Here is a 15,216-nt window from a genome sequence, read left to right on the forward strand (position 1 = left end):
ACTGCCAGGCTAGCTTTATACTTGTATGGCAGGCACCCCAATTACTAAACCTGTGTTAAAACACAAATGAACAAAACATTAAAAACGATCCTGATCCTGGTAACTGTTACGGCAGTGGGCTACTTTATTTATAAGCAAACAACAGCCGAACCTGATAAAGCAGCTGCCATGGGCGGCGGTGGCGGCGGCCCTATGGCTCAGAAAGTAGCAGTGGATGTTTACGTAGTATCACCGGCTGCGTTTCAGAACAAGATAGCCACCACCGGAAGCGTACTGCCGAACGAGGACGTGGAGCTGCGTAGCGAGATTGCGGGCCGCGTGACAAGCATAAACTTTAAAGAAGGCAGCCGCGTGAGCAAAGGCCAACTGCTGGTAACGGTAAACGATGCCGAAATGCGCGCGCAGCTGCAGAAACTGGAGTCTAACCAGAAACTGTACCGCGACATGGAAGAGCGCCAGCGTACCCTGCTGGAGAAAGAGTACATCAGCGCGCAGGAATACGACCAGGTTAGCAACCAATTGGCCACCGCTACCGCCGATATTCAGGCGCTGAAAGCCACCTTGGCGAAGGCTTATGTCCGCGCACCCTTTGATGGTGTAATCGGGCTTCGGCAGATAAGCGAGGGCAGTTACGTGTCGGCTACTACGCCTATTGCGCGCATTGTAGACATCAGCCCTGTTAAAATAGACTTTGCCATACCTGGCCGCTATAGCCAGCAGGTGAAAGCCGGCGACAAAATTACCTTTACTGTGGAAGGAAGACCGGAAGTATACAATGCCTTTATCTATGCGGTGCAACCAGGCATAGACCCCGCTACCCGCACCTTGCAGGTACGCGCCCTTTTTGAGAACGAAAATCAGGAAGTGAGACCAGGGGCTTTCGTAAGCGTAAGCCTTTCTCTGAAAGACTCAGACGATGCCATACTTATCCCAACAGAGGCTATTATACCGGAAGCTACTGGGCATAAAATATTCCTGGTAAAGAACGGGAAAGCCGTGCCGCAGATGGTAAAAATCGGCCAACGCTCAGAAACTTTGATTCAGATTATGGAAGGCGTGGCTCCCGGCGACACCATCATCCGCTCCGGTATACTACAGGTGCGCGATGGTTCTAACCTGAACATCCGCAAAGTACGAACCGCTGAGACGGCATTGCCAACTCCTGCACAAGAACCAACTGACACAGAATAAATTGCAGCGCATCTATGCTGTAAAATGGTATAGAAGCGTTATAAAAGATGGCGCTATTTGTACCTGCTGCTGATTGTGCAGGGGATGAAGAGACACTACCAAGCGTGAAAACAAACTTAACCACATTTAAACAAGGGTAAAAGATAACAGGAAGCATTTAAAAGCATTGACTGATGCTGAGAGCTCCGACTTCTGCCCCTGCTACTACCTGATATTTGTATGGCAAGTTTATCAAACATAAGTATAAAACGCCCTGTGCTGGCTATTGTGATGAGCATCACGATCATAGTATTCGGGTTTATTGGCATTACCTACCTGGGCGTGCGCGAGTACCCTAGCGTGGACCCACCGATTGTAAACGTGAGAACCTCTTACACCGGAGCCAACGCCGAGACGATAGAGTCTGAGATTACGGAGCCGCTGGAGGAATCCATCAACGGTATTTCCGGTATCAGAACCCTTACCTCTACCAGCAGCGAAGGGAGCAGCAACATTACCGTGGAGTTTAACCTGGACGTGGACCTGGAAACAGCCGCCAACGACGTGCGCGACCGTGTAGCCAGGGCGCAACGCAGGCTTCCGGAAGACGCCGAGCCGCCCACCGTTGCGAAAGCCGACGCTGATGCCAATCCTATTCTTTTCCTAGGCATCCGAAGCGAAAACCGCACAATGCTGGAGCTTTCGGATATAGGCATGAACGTGTTTAAAGAGCAGCTGCAGACCATACCGGGCGTAAGTGAAATCATGATTTGGGGCGACAAACGCTATTCTATGCGCCTCTGGATGGACCCCGATAAACTGGCCGCCCTACGGGTAACGCCCCTGGAAGTACAAAACGCCCTGGCACGCCAGAACGTGGAGCTGCCATCCGGAAGTATAGAGGGTGCCACCACAGAGCTTTCTGTCAGAACGATGGGCCGAATCGCTACGCCTGAGGAGTTTAACAACCTGATTGTGCGCCAGGACGATGACCGCCTGATCCGTTTCCAGGACATTGGGTATGCGCAGCTCTCGCCTGAAAACGAGAAAACAGTGCTCCGCTACAATGGCATCCCAATGATTGGCGTAGTGCTGGTGCCGCAGCCGGGCTCTAACCAAATTGAAATTGCCGATGAGTTTTACAGACGCTTGGAGCATATCAAAAAAGATATTCCGGACGATCTGCAGCTAACCATCGGGTTTGACAACTCACAGTATATCAGAGCATCTATCGCAGAAGTACAGGAAACTATTTTTGTGGCTTTCGGCCTCGTGGTAGTCATCATTTTTCTGTTCCTGCGCGACTGGCGCTCTACTTTAATTCCTGTCGTTGCCATCCCGGTATCCCTCATAGGGTCTTTCTTTATTATGTATGTGATGGATTTTTCCATCAACGTGCTTACGCTGCTAGGTATCGTGCTGGCTATTGGCCTGGTGGTAGATGATGCCATTGTCATGCTGGAGAATATCTATACCCGGATAGAGCGTGGCGAGGAGCCCATGAAGGCCGCTAAAAAAGGGGCATCGGAGATTTACTTCGCTATTATTTCCACTACCGTTGCACTGGCGGCTGTATTTATGCCGGTTGCCTTTCTGGAAGATACCACAGGGCGTCTGTTCCGGGAGTTTGGCATTGTAGTAGCCGGCTCCGTTATCATATCGTCTTTTGTCTCGCTTACCCTTACGCCGATGATGTCTTCGCGCATTCTGAAGCACAGGGAAAGGCCAAATTGGTTCTACCGTAAAACAGAGCCATTTTTCACGTCTCTCACCAACGGGTATCGCCGAAGCCTAGAGGCATTTATGAGTGTACGTTGGGTAGCATTTATACTTATCGTTATCTCAGCGGGAGCTATCTGGTGGCAAATGACTACGCTGCAGTCGGAGTTAACACCGGATGAAGATAGAAGCGGACTCCGCATAAACGCTACTGGCCCGGAGGGAGCGTCCTTCGAATTTATGGACCAGTACATGAACGAACTGACAGCGCTTGTGAACGACTCGGTGCAGGGCATCTCCAGCATCACCTCCATGACGCGTAACTCAAATTCCGGGTTTATCCGCCTTCGACTGGTGCCTTCGGATGAGCGCGGCAAGACGCAGCAGCAAATTGTAGAGGATTTGCCAGCGCTGATAAACCAAATACCTGGCGCAAGGGCTTTTGCCTCCGGCGATAAAGGCTTGGGTGGCGGCCGTGGCTCAGGGCAGCCGGTGCAGTTTGTGGTTCAGTCTCAGAACATGGAGAAGCTCCGCGAAATTATACCTCCTTTCTTAGAGGCAGCCCAGCAGGACCCTACGTTTAACTTTGTGGACGTGAACCTGAAGTTTAACAAGCCTGAGCTGCGCGTGGAGATTGATCGTGAAAAGGCGCAGTCGTTAGGCGTAACAGTGCGCGATATTGCCCAGACTATACAGTTAGGCTTGAGCGGACAGCGTTTCGGATACTTTGTTAAAGGCGGCAAGCAATACCAAATACTGGGGCAGGTAGCCCGCGAGAACCGCAGCGAACCCCTGGACCTGCGCAGCCTTTACGTAAAGAGCAGCTCCGGTGAGCTGATACAATTGGACAACCTGATCGAGCTGAAGGAAGAAAGCGCTTCGCCGCAAGTATACCGCTTTAACCGCTTCGCGGCCGCTACCTTCAGCGCCTCCCTTGCCAAAGGCAAAACGATTGGTGACGGTGTAGAAGCCATGGATGCAATTGCTGACCAGGTGCTGGACGAGACATTCCAGACATCGCTTACAGGGCAGTCCAGAGATTTCTCTGAGAGCTCAGGTAGTTTGATGTTTGCTTTCCTGCTGGCTTTGGGGCTAATTTACCTGGCGCTTTCAGCACAGTTCGAGAGTTTCCGAGATCCTGTTATCATCATGTTTACCGTGCCGCTCGCGCTTTCCGGCGCTTTGCTCAGCCTTTGGTTCTTCGATCAGACACTGAACATCTTCAGCCAGATAGGTATGATTATGCTGGTAGGCCTGGTAACAAAGAACGGCATCCTGCTGGTTGAGTTTGCCAACCAGCGCAAAGAAGAAGGCTTAAGCAAGCTGGAGGCTGCCACAGACGCGGCCGTATCCCGTTTCCGCCCTATCCTCATGACATCGCTCTCTACTATACTTGGTACGTTGCCTATTGCGCTGGCTTTGGGCACAGGTGCTGAGAGCCGGGTGCCAATGGGTATTGCCGTGGTGGGCGGTTTGATTCTGGCTACCGGGCTTACACTTTATGTTATCCCAGCGGTGTATTCATACTTCTCCTCAGCAGAGGCCAACGTTATCCGAGACCTGGACGAGAAGGAAGAGACAGCAGAGGCGAAAAAGCCGCAGCCGGAGTATGTCTAAGCTTTGCCAGCATCAATAATTTTAGCCAAAGGATTTTAACGCGATAGATCAAGTATAAATGTTTTCATACAGAGCCGCAGCGCTTATTTTGATAGGGTTAGCACTGTTACTACCAGGCCGGGCCCAAAGCCAGGAGCAGCTTTCGCTGGAGCAGGCCATCCGCATAGGTTTACAGAACAATTATGATATACAGATTGCCAACAGGCAGGAAGCTATTTCTGAAAACAACGTAACGCTTGGCAACGCTGGTTTTTTGCCTAACATAGACGGCAGAGCAAACCGTACTTTCAGTGAGAACAACTCCAGGCAGGAGTTTAGCACAGGCCCGGACAGAGTGCGCACTGGTGCCAGTTCCAACAACCTCGGCTACGGTGTAAACCTTAACTGGGTAATCTTTGATGGCCTGGGCATGTTTATAAACCTGGAGCGGCTGAAGGCACTGGAGAAATCAGGAGAGCTCCTGACCAAGCAGACCATTGAGAACACGCTTGCTAATATTGCCGCGAGCTATTTTGAGGTGGCGCGTCAGTCTTTTAAAATACAGGCGCTGCAAGACGCAATTGCCATTTCGGAAGCTCGCGTGGAAATAGCTCAGGCGCAGTACGAGGTTGGCGTAAGTGCTAAAGTAGAAATTCTGCGGGCGCAGGTAGATTATAATGCCGACAGATCTGAACTCCTGCTGCAGCAGGAGTTGCTGCAAAATGCCAAAATTAACCTGAACCAACTGCTGGGCCGCAACCCGGATATTGACTTTGCGGTGACAGACAGCATGATGGTTGATGCCACGGTAAACTATAGTGCCGCATCCGGCAGCCTTAATGCCGCCAACCCGCTGCTACAACGGCTGCAGTTGGAAAGGCAACTGGCCAATTTGGATATAAAAGCTGTGCGGGCCAGCCGCTTCCCTACCGTCAGTGTTTTGAGCGCTTATAACTTCAGCCGCTCAGAAGCTGAACCGCTCAACGAGTTCCAGGCCAGGTTTAACCAGAACAAAGGTTATAACTACGGCCTAAGTGTAAATGTGCCAATCTTTAACGGCTTTAACATCAACCGCCAGGCACAGAATGCCCGCATCAACCTGGAAACGGCAAACCTTGAGTTGCTGCGCGAGGAAAACAGGCTGCAGTCTGACCTTGCCCGTGCCTACAGCCAATACACTAACCGCCTGCAGCTGCTGGAGCTGGAAGAGTCTAACTTAAAGCTGGCGCAGGAAAACGCAGAAATTGCCCTGGAGCGATACAAGTTAGGCATTTTAACCGCTATTGAGTTACGCGAGGCTCAGCGAAACGAATTGGTTGCCTCTAACCGCCTCATCGACATTCAGTATCAAGCTAAAGCAGCAGAAATTGAGCTGAAACGCCTGTCTAGCACCTTGCTGCAGGAAACCAGCTTGTAACACTTTCTAAAGCCAGTGCCTAAAAGTATAAAAGTATAGCCATGGCTATACTTTTATACTTTTAGGCTGTAACTTCCGTAAGTCATACTTTTTGCAATGGAGCTAGAGCTTTTCGAGACACTTGGCATATCACTTGGATTAGGGTTACTAGTCGGGCTGCAGCGGCAGCATGACCAGTCGCGGTTGGCTGGCATCCGTACGTTTCCGCTAATTACACTATTCGGCACAATTTCAGGTCTTCTGGCCCAGGATTTTGGAGGCTGGATTATAGCGATGGGCATACTTAGTCTGGCTGCCATGGTGGCTGTCGCTAATTTTATGAGGAGCAGAAAACCTGATTTTGATATCGGCCTGACAACCGAGGCGGCTACTCTGCTCATGTTTGTTGTGGGAGCCTACCTGGTGCTCGGCCAAAGTACTGTAGCCGTCGCCGTGGGAGCCACTGTCGCTGTTTTGCTTCACCTCAAAGATTCCCTGCACCGTATTGTAGCCAAAATCGGCCCCGAAGACCTCCGGGCGATTATGCAGTTTGTGGTTATCTCTCTTGTGATACTCCCTGTGCTCCCTAACGAAACCTATGGGCCGTATGATGTCCTGAACCCCCACAACATCTGGCTGATGGTGGTGCTTATCGTCGGGATTGGCTTACTGGGATACTTTGCTTATAAAGTCTTTGGGCAGAAATCCGGCACTGCACTGGGTGGTATTTTGGGGGGTCTTGTCTCCAGCACAGCCACCACGGTAAGCTATGCCCGCCGCACGAAAGGCAAAGGCAACACCAGCACTATACTTGCGGCCCTTGTTATTTTCATTGCCTCAGCCGTGTCTATTATCCGGATTATAACGGAAGTAGCCATAGTGGCTCCCGGCACCATATCTATTGTACTTCCTCCCCTTGCGGCTGTTTTTTTGCTGATGCTGGCAGTGGGTCTGGTTTTATACTTCTTTAAAGGCGGCGAGCACGACAGTATGCCCGAGCAGGGAAACCCTGCCCAACTTAAAACGGCCCTTGTTTTCGGGGCGATTTATGCCATTGTTATACTTGCCACTGCCTTTGCAAAAGACCAACTCGGCAGCAGCGGGCTCTACATTGTAGCAATTATATCCGGGCTTACAGATGTGGATGCCATTACGCTTTCTACGTCCCGCCTGATGCAAATAGGAGATTTGGAACCGAGTAACGGATGGCGTCTGATCCTGGTGGCAGCATTATCCAACCTGGTTTTCAAAGTGGGGCTGGTAAGTGTGCTCGGCAGCAGATCTGTTTTCATAAAAGTTGCGCTGCTATTTGGCGTAGTGCTGGTTGGTGGTTTGCTCGTACTATGGCTGTGGCCGGAGAACTTTCAGTTGCCTTTAGTCGGGACACTGTTAAACAGCATCTAAGGTAGTGGCTGGCTTACATTCTGATTTTCCTAGCTTTCTGCATCTCACAACTCTCCTCTATCAACATTGATATCTAAGCAACTCCAGAAATAACATTGGCATTTAGAAGTATGGCCGAACCAAGAACGCTGCTATAACATTAGTAAACACAAAAATTCATCACCAGCTTAAACTGGGAGTGATTACTCAAGTGATAGTTTTAAAAATAAAGGTATCTTGCATTTCAGAAAAATGCGGAATGGCAAAGCCAGAGAGATGCTTATACTTCCAAAGTATGGGGCAAACTAGAAGCTATAGCCCCAGCTGAAACTGATAAACTTGCTTAACCATCCCTGAACTGATACTAAATTCTACACACCCAACCTGAGTAAACATTATGTCTAACACCTCCACCAAACACGAGCTGCACACGCCGGAGCTAAGCCAGCAGGGCAGCACGGGCGCCATGGTTATTATCGGCGCGCTGTTTTTTATCTTCGGCTTCGTTACCTGGCTCAACTCCCTGCTGATCCCTTACCTGGAGATTGCCTGTGAGCTGACCAAGTTCCAGTCCTTCTTCGTCACCTTCGCTTTCTACATCGCCTACCTGGTCATGGCGCCCCTGTCCACGCGGGTACTAAAGGCTTTTGGCTTCAAAAACGGGATGTCGGTGGCCCTGATTCTGATGGCCGTGGGTGCGCTGCTGTTCATCCCCGCCGCCATGACACGCACATACCTGCTGTTCCTTATCGGCCTGTTTATTATGGGCAGCGGGCTTGCCATCCTACAGACGGCATCTAACCCTTATATCACCATTGTCGGCCCGCCTGAGAGTGCGGCCAAGCGCATCAGCATTATGGGCATCTGCAACAAATTCGCGGGCGCTCTTGCCCCTATCATATTGGGCCTGTTCCTCCGGCTCGATGACGCCGACAGGCTTCGCTCCGAAATAGCCGACATGACGGCAAGCGCCAGAGCCGCTGCCCTCGACGAGATGGCCCTGCAGGTGATCCCGCCTTACATCGGCATTATTGCGGTGCTGCTGGTGCTAGCGTTTTGGATCTTCCGCTCCAGCCTGCCAGAGGTTGACACGGACCAGGAGGATGAAACAGTGGCGGCCGGCAACACGGGCAAGACAAGCGTGTTTGACTTTCCGCACGTACTACTGGGCGTTTTCTCGCTGTTCCTGTATGTGGGCGTGGAGGTAATGGCCGGCGACTCGATCATTAGCTACGGCTCTTCGCAGGGCATCCCGCTGGAGACGGCAAAGTTCTTCACTACCGCTACCATGGTGGCCATGGTGGTGGGCTACGTAATCGGCATTATCACCATCCCTAAATATATTAAACAAGAGAACGCCCTGAAGGTGTGCGCGTTGCTGGGCGTGGCTTTTTCAGTGGGCGCTATTCTGACCTCCGGTTACGTGTCGGTGGCTTTTATCGCGCTGCTGGGCCTGGCTAACTCGCTTATGTGGCCAGCCATTTGGCCGCTGGCACTTGCTGGCGTAGGCCGTTTCACGAAGGCCGCCTCCTCGTTGCTGGTGATGGGCATTGCGGGCGGGGCGATTGTGCCGCTTGCCTACGGAGCCCTTGCCGATAGCTGGAACCCACAGGACGCCTACTGGATTATGGTGCCGTGCTACCTGTTTATCTGGTTCTACGCTACATCAGGCCATAAAATCGGCAGAAACCTGTAAATCGAAATCTGGTTTTCTATACTTTAGATTTAAAGTTTCATACTTTCAGCGCTGCCCGAATTCATACATTCGGGCAGCGCTTTTTTTTTAATACTGAACTGCAGTATACTTTGTAGCGCTGAATTCAAAACGCTTTGAACCTACCGCTTATACCACTTCCTGCTTTGCCTCGTATAGTCAGAAAAATTATGCAGCATGAAAGAGAACCAAGATAAACATGAAGGTCGGGTACGAAGGGCATCAACAGATGCAGCAAACGAAGCCATTGATCAGAAAACGCTTGAAAACATACAGGCTTATGGCTATGACGGCCCAGAGGCCATTGAAAAGCGGCTGGATAAGCTGGATAAAGAGTGGGACCTGGAACGAGCCTTGGAAACAAATGCCTCTACCTTGGCTTTAACAGGTGTTGTTTTAGCCGCTACAAAAGACAAGCGCTGGCTTATACTTTCTGGTATTGTGGCTTCTTTCCTGCTGCAGCACGGGCTACAAGGCTGGTGCCCTCCCCTGCCTTTGCTTCGTAAGTTCGGCCTTCGGACAAGAAAAGAAATAGCAGAGGAACGGTATGCGCTGAAGGCTTTGCGCGGGGATTTCAACAGGGTTTTAGGGGCTACAACGCCAGAAGGCGTACTGAATGTAATCAGGGATTGATTTTACGACGCTAAGATGAAGCACCGGCTGCTGCTGCTAAAAAGATCAGGCCATTCGAGTTGGTTTATAAAATGAATGGCCTGATTTTATACTTGCAGCTAATCAGCTTTTATAGCAGGTTTTCCTTTACGTAAGTATGGCTTTTGGCTATACTTTTATAGGGGTCTATAGAGAAGTTTTCCTGCTCTACCAGCATGTGCTTTACACCGGCTAACTCTGCATGATTGAAAATCTCTTTAAAGTTGATGGAACCGGACCCTATTTCCGTATTGATTGTAGAATCCGCCTTATCCATGTCTTTCACGTGCCACAGCTCATACCTGCCGGGATCTTTTTTAAATAGCTCCACCGGGTCTTTGCCCGCTCTCACTACCCAATACAGGTCCAGCTCAAACTTCACTAAATCAGGGTCCGTCTCCGTCAATAGTATATCAAAGCCGGTTCTGTCGCCGAATTGCTGAAACTCAAAGTCGTGGTTGTGGTAAGCCAACTGTAGCCCGGCAGACTTACATGCTTCCGCCGCCTTGGTGATTCGCGCTGCTATATGTTGATAATCAGAAGCGCTCTGGCGCAGGTTCTCGCCAAGATAAGGCACAACAATATACTTCATATCTATCGCCTTGGCTGCATCTATGTATGACTTTAGGTCATCTTCCTTGCCTTCGCTTATATAAGCGTCAAAGCCGAAGTGGCCGCTCGGTGCAGTTAGGTTGTGCTTCTTTAGCAGGGCGGCAAACTCGTTTGGTTTCATGCCGAAAAACCCTCCTTCGGTGGAGTAGCCAAACGTCTCCACCTCCTTATAGCCAGCCTGGGCCACTTTTCCAATAACGCCTTTTGCATCATTCGGCAACTGCTCGCGCAGCGTGTAAAGCTGAATACCGATATTTTTCTGATCTGCCTTTGCCACCATACAGCTGGGCGCAATAAGTATACCTGCCGTAAGCAAGCCCGCCTGCTGCAGAAAGTTTCTTCTTGTTGTCATGTATCGTTTCTCTTTGGGGTGATATCCTAAAATAGGTTGTGAATTGGGTTGTTCATCAGACGTCGCAAATCTGAATCGCCTGGCGGAGCGAGGCAAGCTTATCCTCCCGCTTCGGCACAAACTCCTGCGCCACATAGCCTTTGAAACCTGTCGCCACTATAGCCCGCATAATAGCCGGATAATACAGCTCCTGAGTCTCGTCAATCTCGTTGCGGCCCGGCACGCCGGCAGTATGGTAATGGGCAATATACTGGTGGCTATTTTGAATAGTCCGGATTACATCGCCTTCATCTATCTGCATGTGGTAGATATCGTACAGCAGTTTGAAGTTTTCAGAACCGAGTCTTTTTGCTAGCTCCACGCCCCAGGCTGTTTTATTGGCTTGATAATCCGGATGGTTGACTTTGCTGTTTAACAGCTCCATTACCAGGGTTACCTTGTGCTTCTCAGCCAGCGGCAGCACCTGCTTCAGGCCGTCCACACAGTTTTGCCAGCCAGTTTCATCGTCTTTGCCGCGCCGGTTGCCGCTAAAGCATATCAGGTTTTTGTACCCTGCCCTGGCTACCATCGAAATCATCTCCGTGTAGTTCTTCACTAACTTTCCATGAAACTGCTTGTCGTTCCAGCCGTCCACTAAATTGAGCTCAGCCCCATTGCACATGGTAGATTCCAAGCCATACTGTTTCAGCACGGGCCAATCCTGCGGGCCTACCAAATCTATACCTTTGATGCCGATGGCCCTGGCTTCTTTGCACAGTTCCTCCACCGACAAGTGGCTAAAGCACCACCGGCTAACGGAGTGGTTTATGTTACCTTTCAGACCTTGCTGTGTAGCCTCGGCAGCCTGCGCATAGGCAGCCAGCGAGGGCAACATACTTGCAGCAGTAAGAGAGGCAGTGCCGGCCATGATCTTTTTAAGGGTGGCTCTGCGAGCTGGTTCCTTTGGCATCATTATTTGTTATGGCAAGCTTGTCAGTTCCTGCCTTTCGGTTTCGGCGCTGTAAGGTTTGTTTATAGTTGCGTCTGCGGCGGCTTTGTCATCCCGGAAAAGGAGCATGAAAATCAATGCAACCACACCCGCTATACCTGCCGGCACTAACCAGACGCTCTGCCAGAAGTTCTCTGCATCAGCGGCCCTGTAATACTCGCTCACAAAACCGGCAACCCAGAAACCTATCAGCATACCAACACCATACGTGGCCAAGGTGACAAGTCCCTGGGCCGAGCTTTTATACTTTTCTCCGGCTCGTGCGTCGGTGTAAATCTGGCCAGACACAAAGAAAAAATCATAGCAGATGCCGTGTAGTGCAATGCCTAAAATCAGCATAAAAGATAACTCTCCGGCATTACCGTAGGCAAACAGCACGTAACGTAGCGCCCAGGCAGCCATGCCTACCAGTATGGTCTTTTTAAAGCCGAACCTGGAGAAGAAAACGGGCAGCAACAGTAAAAATAATACCTCCGATATCTGCCCGATCGTCATTTTGCCGGTTGGGTTCTCCAAGCCGATGTCCGTCAGGAAAGGGTTTGCATTCTGGTAGTAAAAGGCCAGCGGGATACAGATAAGTATGGAAGCGATGAAAAAGATTAGGAAGTTTCTGTTCTTTAAAAGCTTGATCGCGTCCAGGCCTAAGATTTCTGAAATAGAGCTGCTTTTCTCCTGGTTTTTAACTGGCGGCGTTTTAGGCAGCAGGAAACTATAGATACCAAGTATAAGTGAGGCAACGCCCGCCATCATAAAGGTATTTCTTAGCAGCCCCTCTCCAATTCCTGCGGCAGAATCCCAGTGAAACAGGTAGCTGATGGACAAGCCTGCCGCAATCCAACCGATGGTACCCCAAACGCGAATCACCGAAAATTCTTTCTCCGGATTTTTCATCTGTCTGAACGACACTGAGTTAACCAGGGCAAGCGTAGGCATATAAGCGATCATGTAAGACAGCACGAACGGGTAAAAAGTCGCCACATCATCCGCATGGTACATCTGATACATTAAAACGGCTCCTACCAAATGCAGAATGCCCAGAATTCTCTCCGCATTAAAATACTTATCTGCAATAAGGCCAATTATAAATGGCGCAATAATAGCCCCAAAAGACTGCGTAGAGAAAACACTTGCTGTTTCTAGCTCAGTTGCCTTCAGGTTGTTGCCCAGAAAGGTGCCTAAGGTAACAAACCATGCACCCCAGATAAAGAACTCCAGGAACATCATGATAGAAAGTTTAATGCGGGTCGCCGAATTCATGGTTGCTGCGTTTTAAGGTGAGATATGATGTAGCTTAAAGTTCTTTGATGCGGATGTTGCGGAACCATACGTTGTCGCCGTGGTCTTGCAGGGCAATTTTCCCTGATTTAAAGGAGCCCCAGCCTGGCATGTCGGCAAATTTGCTTCCTGCCACCAGCTCGCGCCAGTTATCGTCCCATAGCGTGGTTTCAACTACTTTCTGCCCGTTCTGGTGAAATTCTAGCTGGCCCTTGTTGCTGATAATCTCCACCTGGTTCCATTCGCCTGCAGGTTTAACTGTTTCGGCGCTGCTGGCAATCAGGTCGTACAGGTCGCCGGCGCGGTGCTTGTGTATTTTGGCATCCGGATGGCCGTTATTGTCCAGCACCTGCATTTCCAAACCCGTGTTCCAGGTATAATCATACTTGGAGGTGTCTTCCTGCACGTAAAAGATAATGCCGCTGTTGCCGTTCTCGGCTACTTTCCACTCCAGCTGCAGATGAAAATCGTCAAACTCCCGCTCTGATACAATGTCTCCGCCGTCGCTTGTCTGCCAGTCTTTTTTGTTAGAGGCGTCCAGGTGCAGGGCGCCGTCATCCACAATCCAGGCTCTGCCAATAGAGTCTTTGCCATAGGTATGCCAACCCTGGGTGGTTTTCCCGTCAAAAAGCGAGATCCAATCTCCTTCGTTTTCCGTCTGGTTTTGGTTGTTATCCGCCATCGTTGTCGTTTCCTGGTCAGTGGACTGGCAGCCAAGCAGGGAGAGCATGGCCAGCGCCGCGATATAGTTTTTCAGCATTTGTGGTTATTAGTTTTTAAGCGATAAGATGTAACGGGCCATTTCCTGGGCGTCTTGCTTCGGGATGTTCGGGTGCGGCGTCATCGGCACCTGCCCCCATACACCTGCGCCGCCTTCAATAATTTTGCCTGCCAGGTAATCTATGTTCTTATCATTAAACTCATACTTATCAGCCACCTCTGCATAAGAAGGCCCCACCAGTTTCTGCTTTTCCTGGTGGCAGGCAAGGCAGTCTGAATTAGCAATTAGCTTGGCGCCGTTTTGATAGTTTCCGCTTGCCAGGGCCTCACCGCCACCCGCTGTCCGGTCAGTGCCGATGTCCATGCGGTTGGTGTCTATTTCTGATTGTCTGCTGGACGCGCTTACCGCTGCCCCCGAAATGGAGTCCATTTCTCCATCTACGCTGTAGCTGGTTGTGCTGCCGCCCTCTTCTGTTGTCGTATCAGATGAGTTGCCGCAGGCGAAGGTAAAGGCCAGGCAGCCAAGTATGAGCAGGTTCTTTTTCATAATTTTATAGTATGTGGTTGAATAGCGTTCTTGTTAAGATAAGCCGAGCAGTTGCCTGTTTTTGCTTTCCTCCACGCCAGAAGCGGCAAAGTCGTCGAAAGCTCTTTCTGTTACCCGAATGATGTGATCCTGGATAAATGGCGCTCCTTCGCGGGCACCATCCTCGGGGTGTTTCAGGGCGCACTCCCACTCCAGCACGGCCCATCCCTGGTAATCGTACTGCGTGAGTTTGCTGAACACGCCGGTAAAATCTACCTGCCCATCGCCCAGCGAGCGGAAACGCCCCGCGCGGTTTACCCAACTCTGGTAGCCACCATACACGCCTTGCTTGCCTGTTGGGTTAAACTCAGCATCTTTCACATGGAACATTCGGATGCGCTCGTGGTAATGATCGATAAAAGAGAGGTAATCCAGCGACTGTAGTATAAAATGCGACGGGTCGTAGAGCAGGCAGGCGCTTGGGTGCTGGTTTACTTCATCCAAAAACATCTCGTAGGTGATTCCATCATGAATATCCTCGCCGGCATGGGTTTCATAACAAAGGTCTACCCCATATTCCTGAAACTCGTTCAGGATTGGCATCCAACGCTGCCCAAGTTCTTTAAAGCCTGTTTCTACCAGGCCGGCAGGGCGCTGCGGCCATGGGTAAAAGTATGGCCAAACTAAAGCGCCGCTAAAAGTGGCGCAGGCGTTAAGCCCAAGGTTCTTAGAGGCTTTGGCCGCATATTTCAGCTGCTGCACCGCCCACTCCTGTCTGGCTTTGGGGTTATTGCGATACTCCTCCGGCGCAAATCCATCGAATAAGGTATCATATGCCGGATGCACAGCCACCAGTTGCCCCTGCAGGTGCGTGGAGAGTTCAGTGATCTGTACGCCAGCCTCCTGCACAATTCCGTTTATCTCATCAGCGTAAGTCTTGCTCTCGGCAGCTTTCTGCAAGTCTATAAAACGAGGGTCATGCGACGGTATCTGTATGCCTTTATAGCCTAAATCTGCAGCCCATCGGCTAATATCTTTCAGGTTATTGAAGGGTGCCTCATCCTGTACAAACTGGGCAATAAAGATTGCTGGTCCTTTGATTGTATTCATAGTT

Annotated in this window: 12 protein-coding genes; 6 read left to right on the plus strand and 6 right to left on the minus strand. The window is 50.5% G+C overall.

The genetic code is table 11. The annotated features are described in order from the left end of the window. Positions 1 to 66: 66 nt before the first annotated feature. From Q1B04_RS09875 to Q1B04_RS09900, 6 genes are all read left to right on the plus strand, one after another. Positions 67 to 1,191 (plus strand): efflux RND transporter periplasmic adaptor subunit, encoded by a 1,125-nt coding sequence (locus Q1B04_RS09875; protein WP_299758645.1) that lies wholly within the window; start codon positions 67 to 69, stop codon positions 1,189 to 1,191. A 219-nt stretch (positions 1,192 to 1,410) separates the two neighbouring features. Further along, a complete protein-coding gene (locus Q1B04_RS09880; RefSeq protein ID WP_299758646.1) occupies positions 1,411 to 4,506 on the plus strand; it encodes an efflux RND transporter permease subunit in 3,096 nt (1,031 codons plus the stop codon). Positions 4,507 to 4,564: 58 nt separating this feature from the next. Further along, complete coding sequence (locus tag Q1B04_RS09885; RefSeq protein WP_299758647.1) at positions 4,565 to 5,902, plus strand: TolC family protein; 1,338 nt, start codon at positions 4,565 to 4,567, stop codon at positions 5,900 to 5,902. Positions 5,903 to 5,998: 96 nt separating this feature from the next. Then, a complete protein-coding gene (locus tag Q1B04_RS09890; protein ID WP_299758648.1) occupies positions 5,999 to 7,285 on the plus strand; it encodes an MgtC/SapB family protein in 1,287 nt (428 codons plus the stop codon). A gap of 376 nt (positions 7,286 to 7,661) precedes the next feature. Next, entirely contained in the window at positions 7,662 to 8,960 is a 1,299-nt protein-coding gene (locus Q1B04_RS09895; RefSeq protein ID WP_299758649.1) for a sugar MFS transporter, read from the plus strand. 195 nt (positions 8,961 to 9,155) lie between these two features. Then, positions 9,156 to 9,611 carry a YgaP-like transmembrane domain gene (locus Q1B04_RS09900; protein ID WP_299758650.1) on the plus strand — a complete coding sequence of 152 codons (456 nt, stop codon included), beginning with the start codon at positions 9,156 to 9,158 and terminating at the stop codon, positions 9,609 to 9,611. Between the two features lie 109 nt (positions 9,612 to 9,720). Here Q1B04_RS09900 and Q1B04_RS09905 read toward each other — a convergent pair whose 3' ends face one another. From Q1B04_RS09905 to Q1B04_RS09930, 6 genes are read right to left on the minus strand one after another with little or no spacing between them, the layout of a single operon-like run. Continuing rightward, positions 9,721 to 10,593, minus strand: a complete 873-nt coding sequence (locus tag Q1B04_RS09905; protein WP_299758651.1) for a sugar phosphate isomerase/epimerase — start codon at positions 10,591 to 10,593, stop codon at positions 9,721 to 9,723. A gap of 55 nt (positions 10,594 to 10,648) precedes the next feature. Next, entirely contained in the window at positions 10,649 to 11,542 is an 894-nt protein-coding gene (locus Q1B04_RS09910; RefSeq protein WP_299758697.1) for a TIM barrel protein, read from the minus strand. A 9-nt stretch (positions 11,543 to 11,551) separates the two neighbouring features. Continuing rightward, entirely contained in the window at positions 11,552 to 12,838 is a 1,287-nt protein-coding gene (locus Q1B04_RS09915; protein WP_299758652.1) for a nucleoside permease, read from the minus strand. Between the two features lie 34 nt (positions 12,839 to 12,872). After that, the gene (locus Q1B04_RS09920; protein WP_299758653.1) at positions 12,873 to 13,616 is read right to left on the minus strand and encodes a DUF1080 domain-containing protein; all 744 of its coding nucleotides are present in this window, start codon (positions 13,614 to 13,616) and stop codon (positions 12,873 to 12,875) included. Between the two features lie 9 nt (positions 13,617 to 13,625). Beyond that, entirely contained in the window at positions 13,626 to 14,123 is a 498-nt protein-coding gene (locus Q1B04_RS09925; protein ID WP_299758654.1) for a c-type cytochrome, read from the minus strand. Between the two features lie 33 nt (positions 14,124 to 14,156). After that, the gene (locus Q1B04_RS09930; protein ID WP_299758655.1) at positions 14,157 to 15,212 is read right to left on the minus strand and encodes a sugar phosphate isomerase/epimerase; all 1,056 of its coding nucleotides are present in this window, start codon (positions 15,210 to 15,212) and stop codon (positions 14,157 to 14,159) included. Positions 15,213 to 15,216: the final 4 nt, after the last annotated feature.

It is taken from the genome of uncultured Pontibacter sp. (genome assembly GCF_947495565.1).
Lineage (GTDB): Bacteria > Bacteroidota > Bacteroidia > Cytophagales > Hymenobacteraceae > Pontibacter.

Coding starts and splice junctions, on each gene's coding strand:
- Q1B04_RS09875 (WP_299758645.1), top strand. CDS start 67: ATGAACAAAACATTAAAAACGATCCTGATCCTGGTAACTGTTACGGCA.
- Q1B04_RS09880 (WP_299758646.1), top strand. CDS start 1,411: ATGGCAAGTTTATCAAACATAAGTATAAAACGCCCTGTGCTGGCTATT.
- Q1B04_RS09885 (WP_299758647.1), top strand. CDS start 4,565: ATGTTTTCATACAGAGCCGCAGCGCTTATTTTGATAGGGTTAGCACTG.
- Q1B04_RS09890 (WP_299758648.1), top strand. CDS start 5,999: ATGGAGCTAGAGCTTTTCGAGACACTTGGCATATCACTTGGATTAGGG.
- Q1B04_RS09895 (WP_299758649.1), top strand. CDS start 7,662: ATGTCTAACACCTCCACCAAACACGAGCTGCACACGCCGGAGCTAAGC.
- Q1B04_RS09900 (WP_299758650.1), top strand. CDS start 9,156: ATGAAAGAGAACCAAGATAAACATGAAGGTCGGGTACGAAGGGCATCA.
- Q1B04_RS09905 (WP_299758651.1), bottom strand. CDS start 10,593: ATGACAACAAGAAGAAACTTTCTGCAGCAGGCGGGCTTGCTTACGGCA.
- Q1B04_RS09910 (WP_299758697.1), bottom strand. CDS start 11,542: ATGCCAAAGGAACCAGCTCGCAGAGCCACCCTTAAAAAGATCATGGCC.
- Q1B04_RS09915 (WP_299758652.1), bottom strand. CDS start 12,838: ATGAATTCGGCGACCCGCATTAAACTTTCTATCATGATGTTCCTGGAG.
- Q1B04_RS09920 (WP_299758653.1), bottom strand. CDS start 13,616: ATGCTGAAAAACTATATCGCGGCGCTGGCCATGCTCTCCCTGCTTGGC.
- Q1B04_RS09925 (WP_299758654.1), bottom strand. CDS start 14,123: ATGAAAAAGAACCTGCTCATACTTGGCTGCCTGGCCTTTACCTTCGCC.
- Q1B04_RS09930 (WP_299758655.1), bottom strand. CDS start 15,212: ATGAATACAATCAAAGGACCAGCAATCTTTATTGCCCAGTTTGTACAG.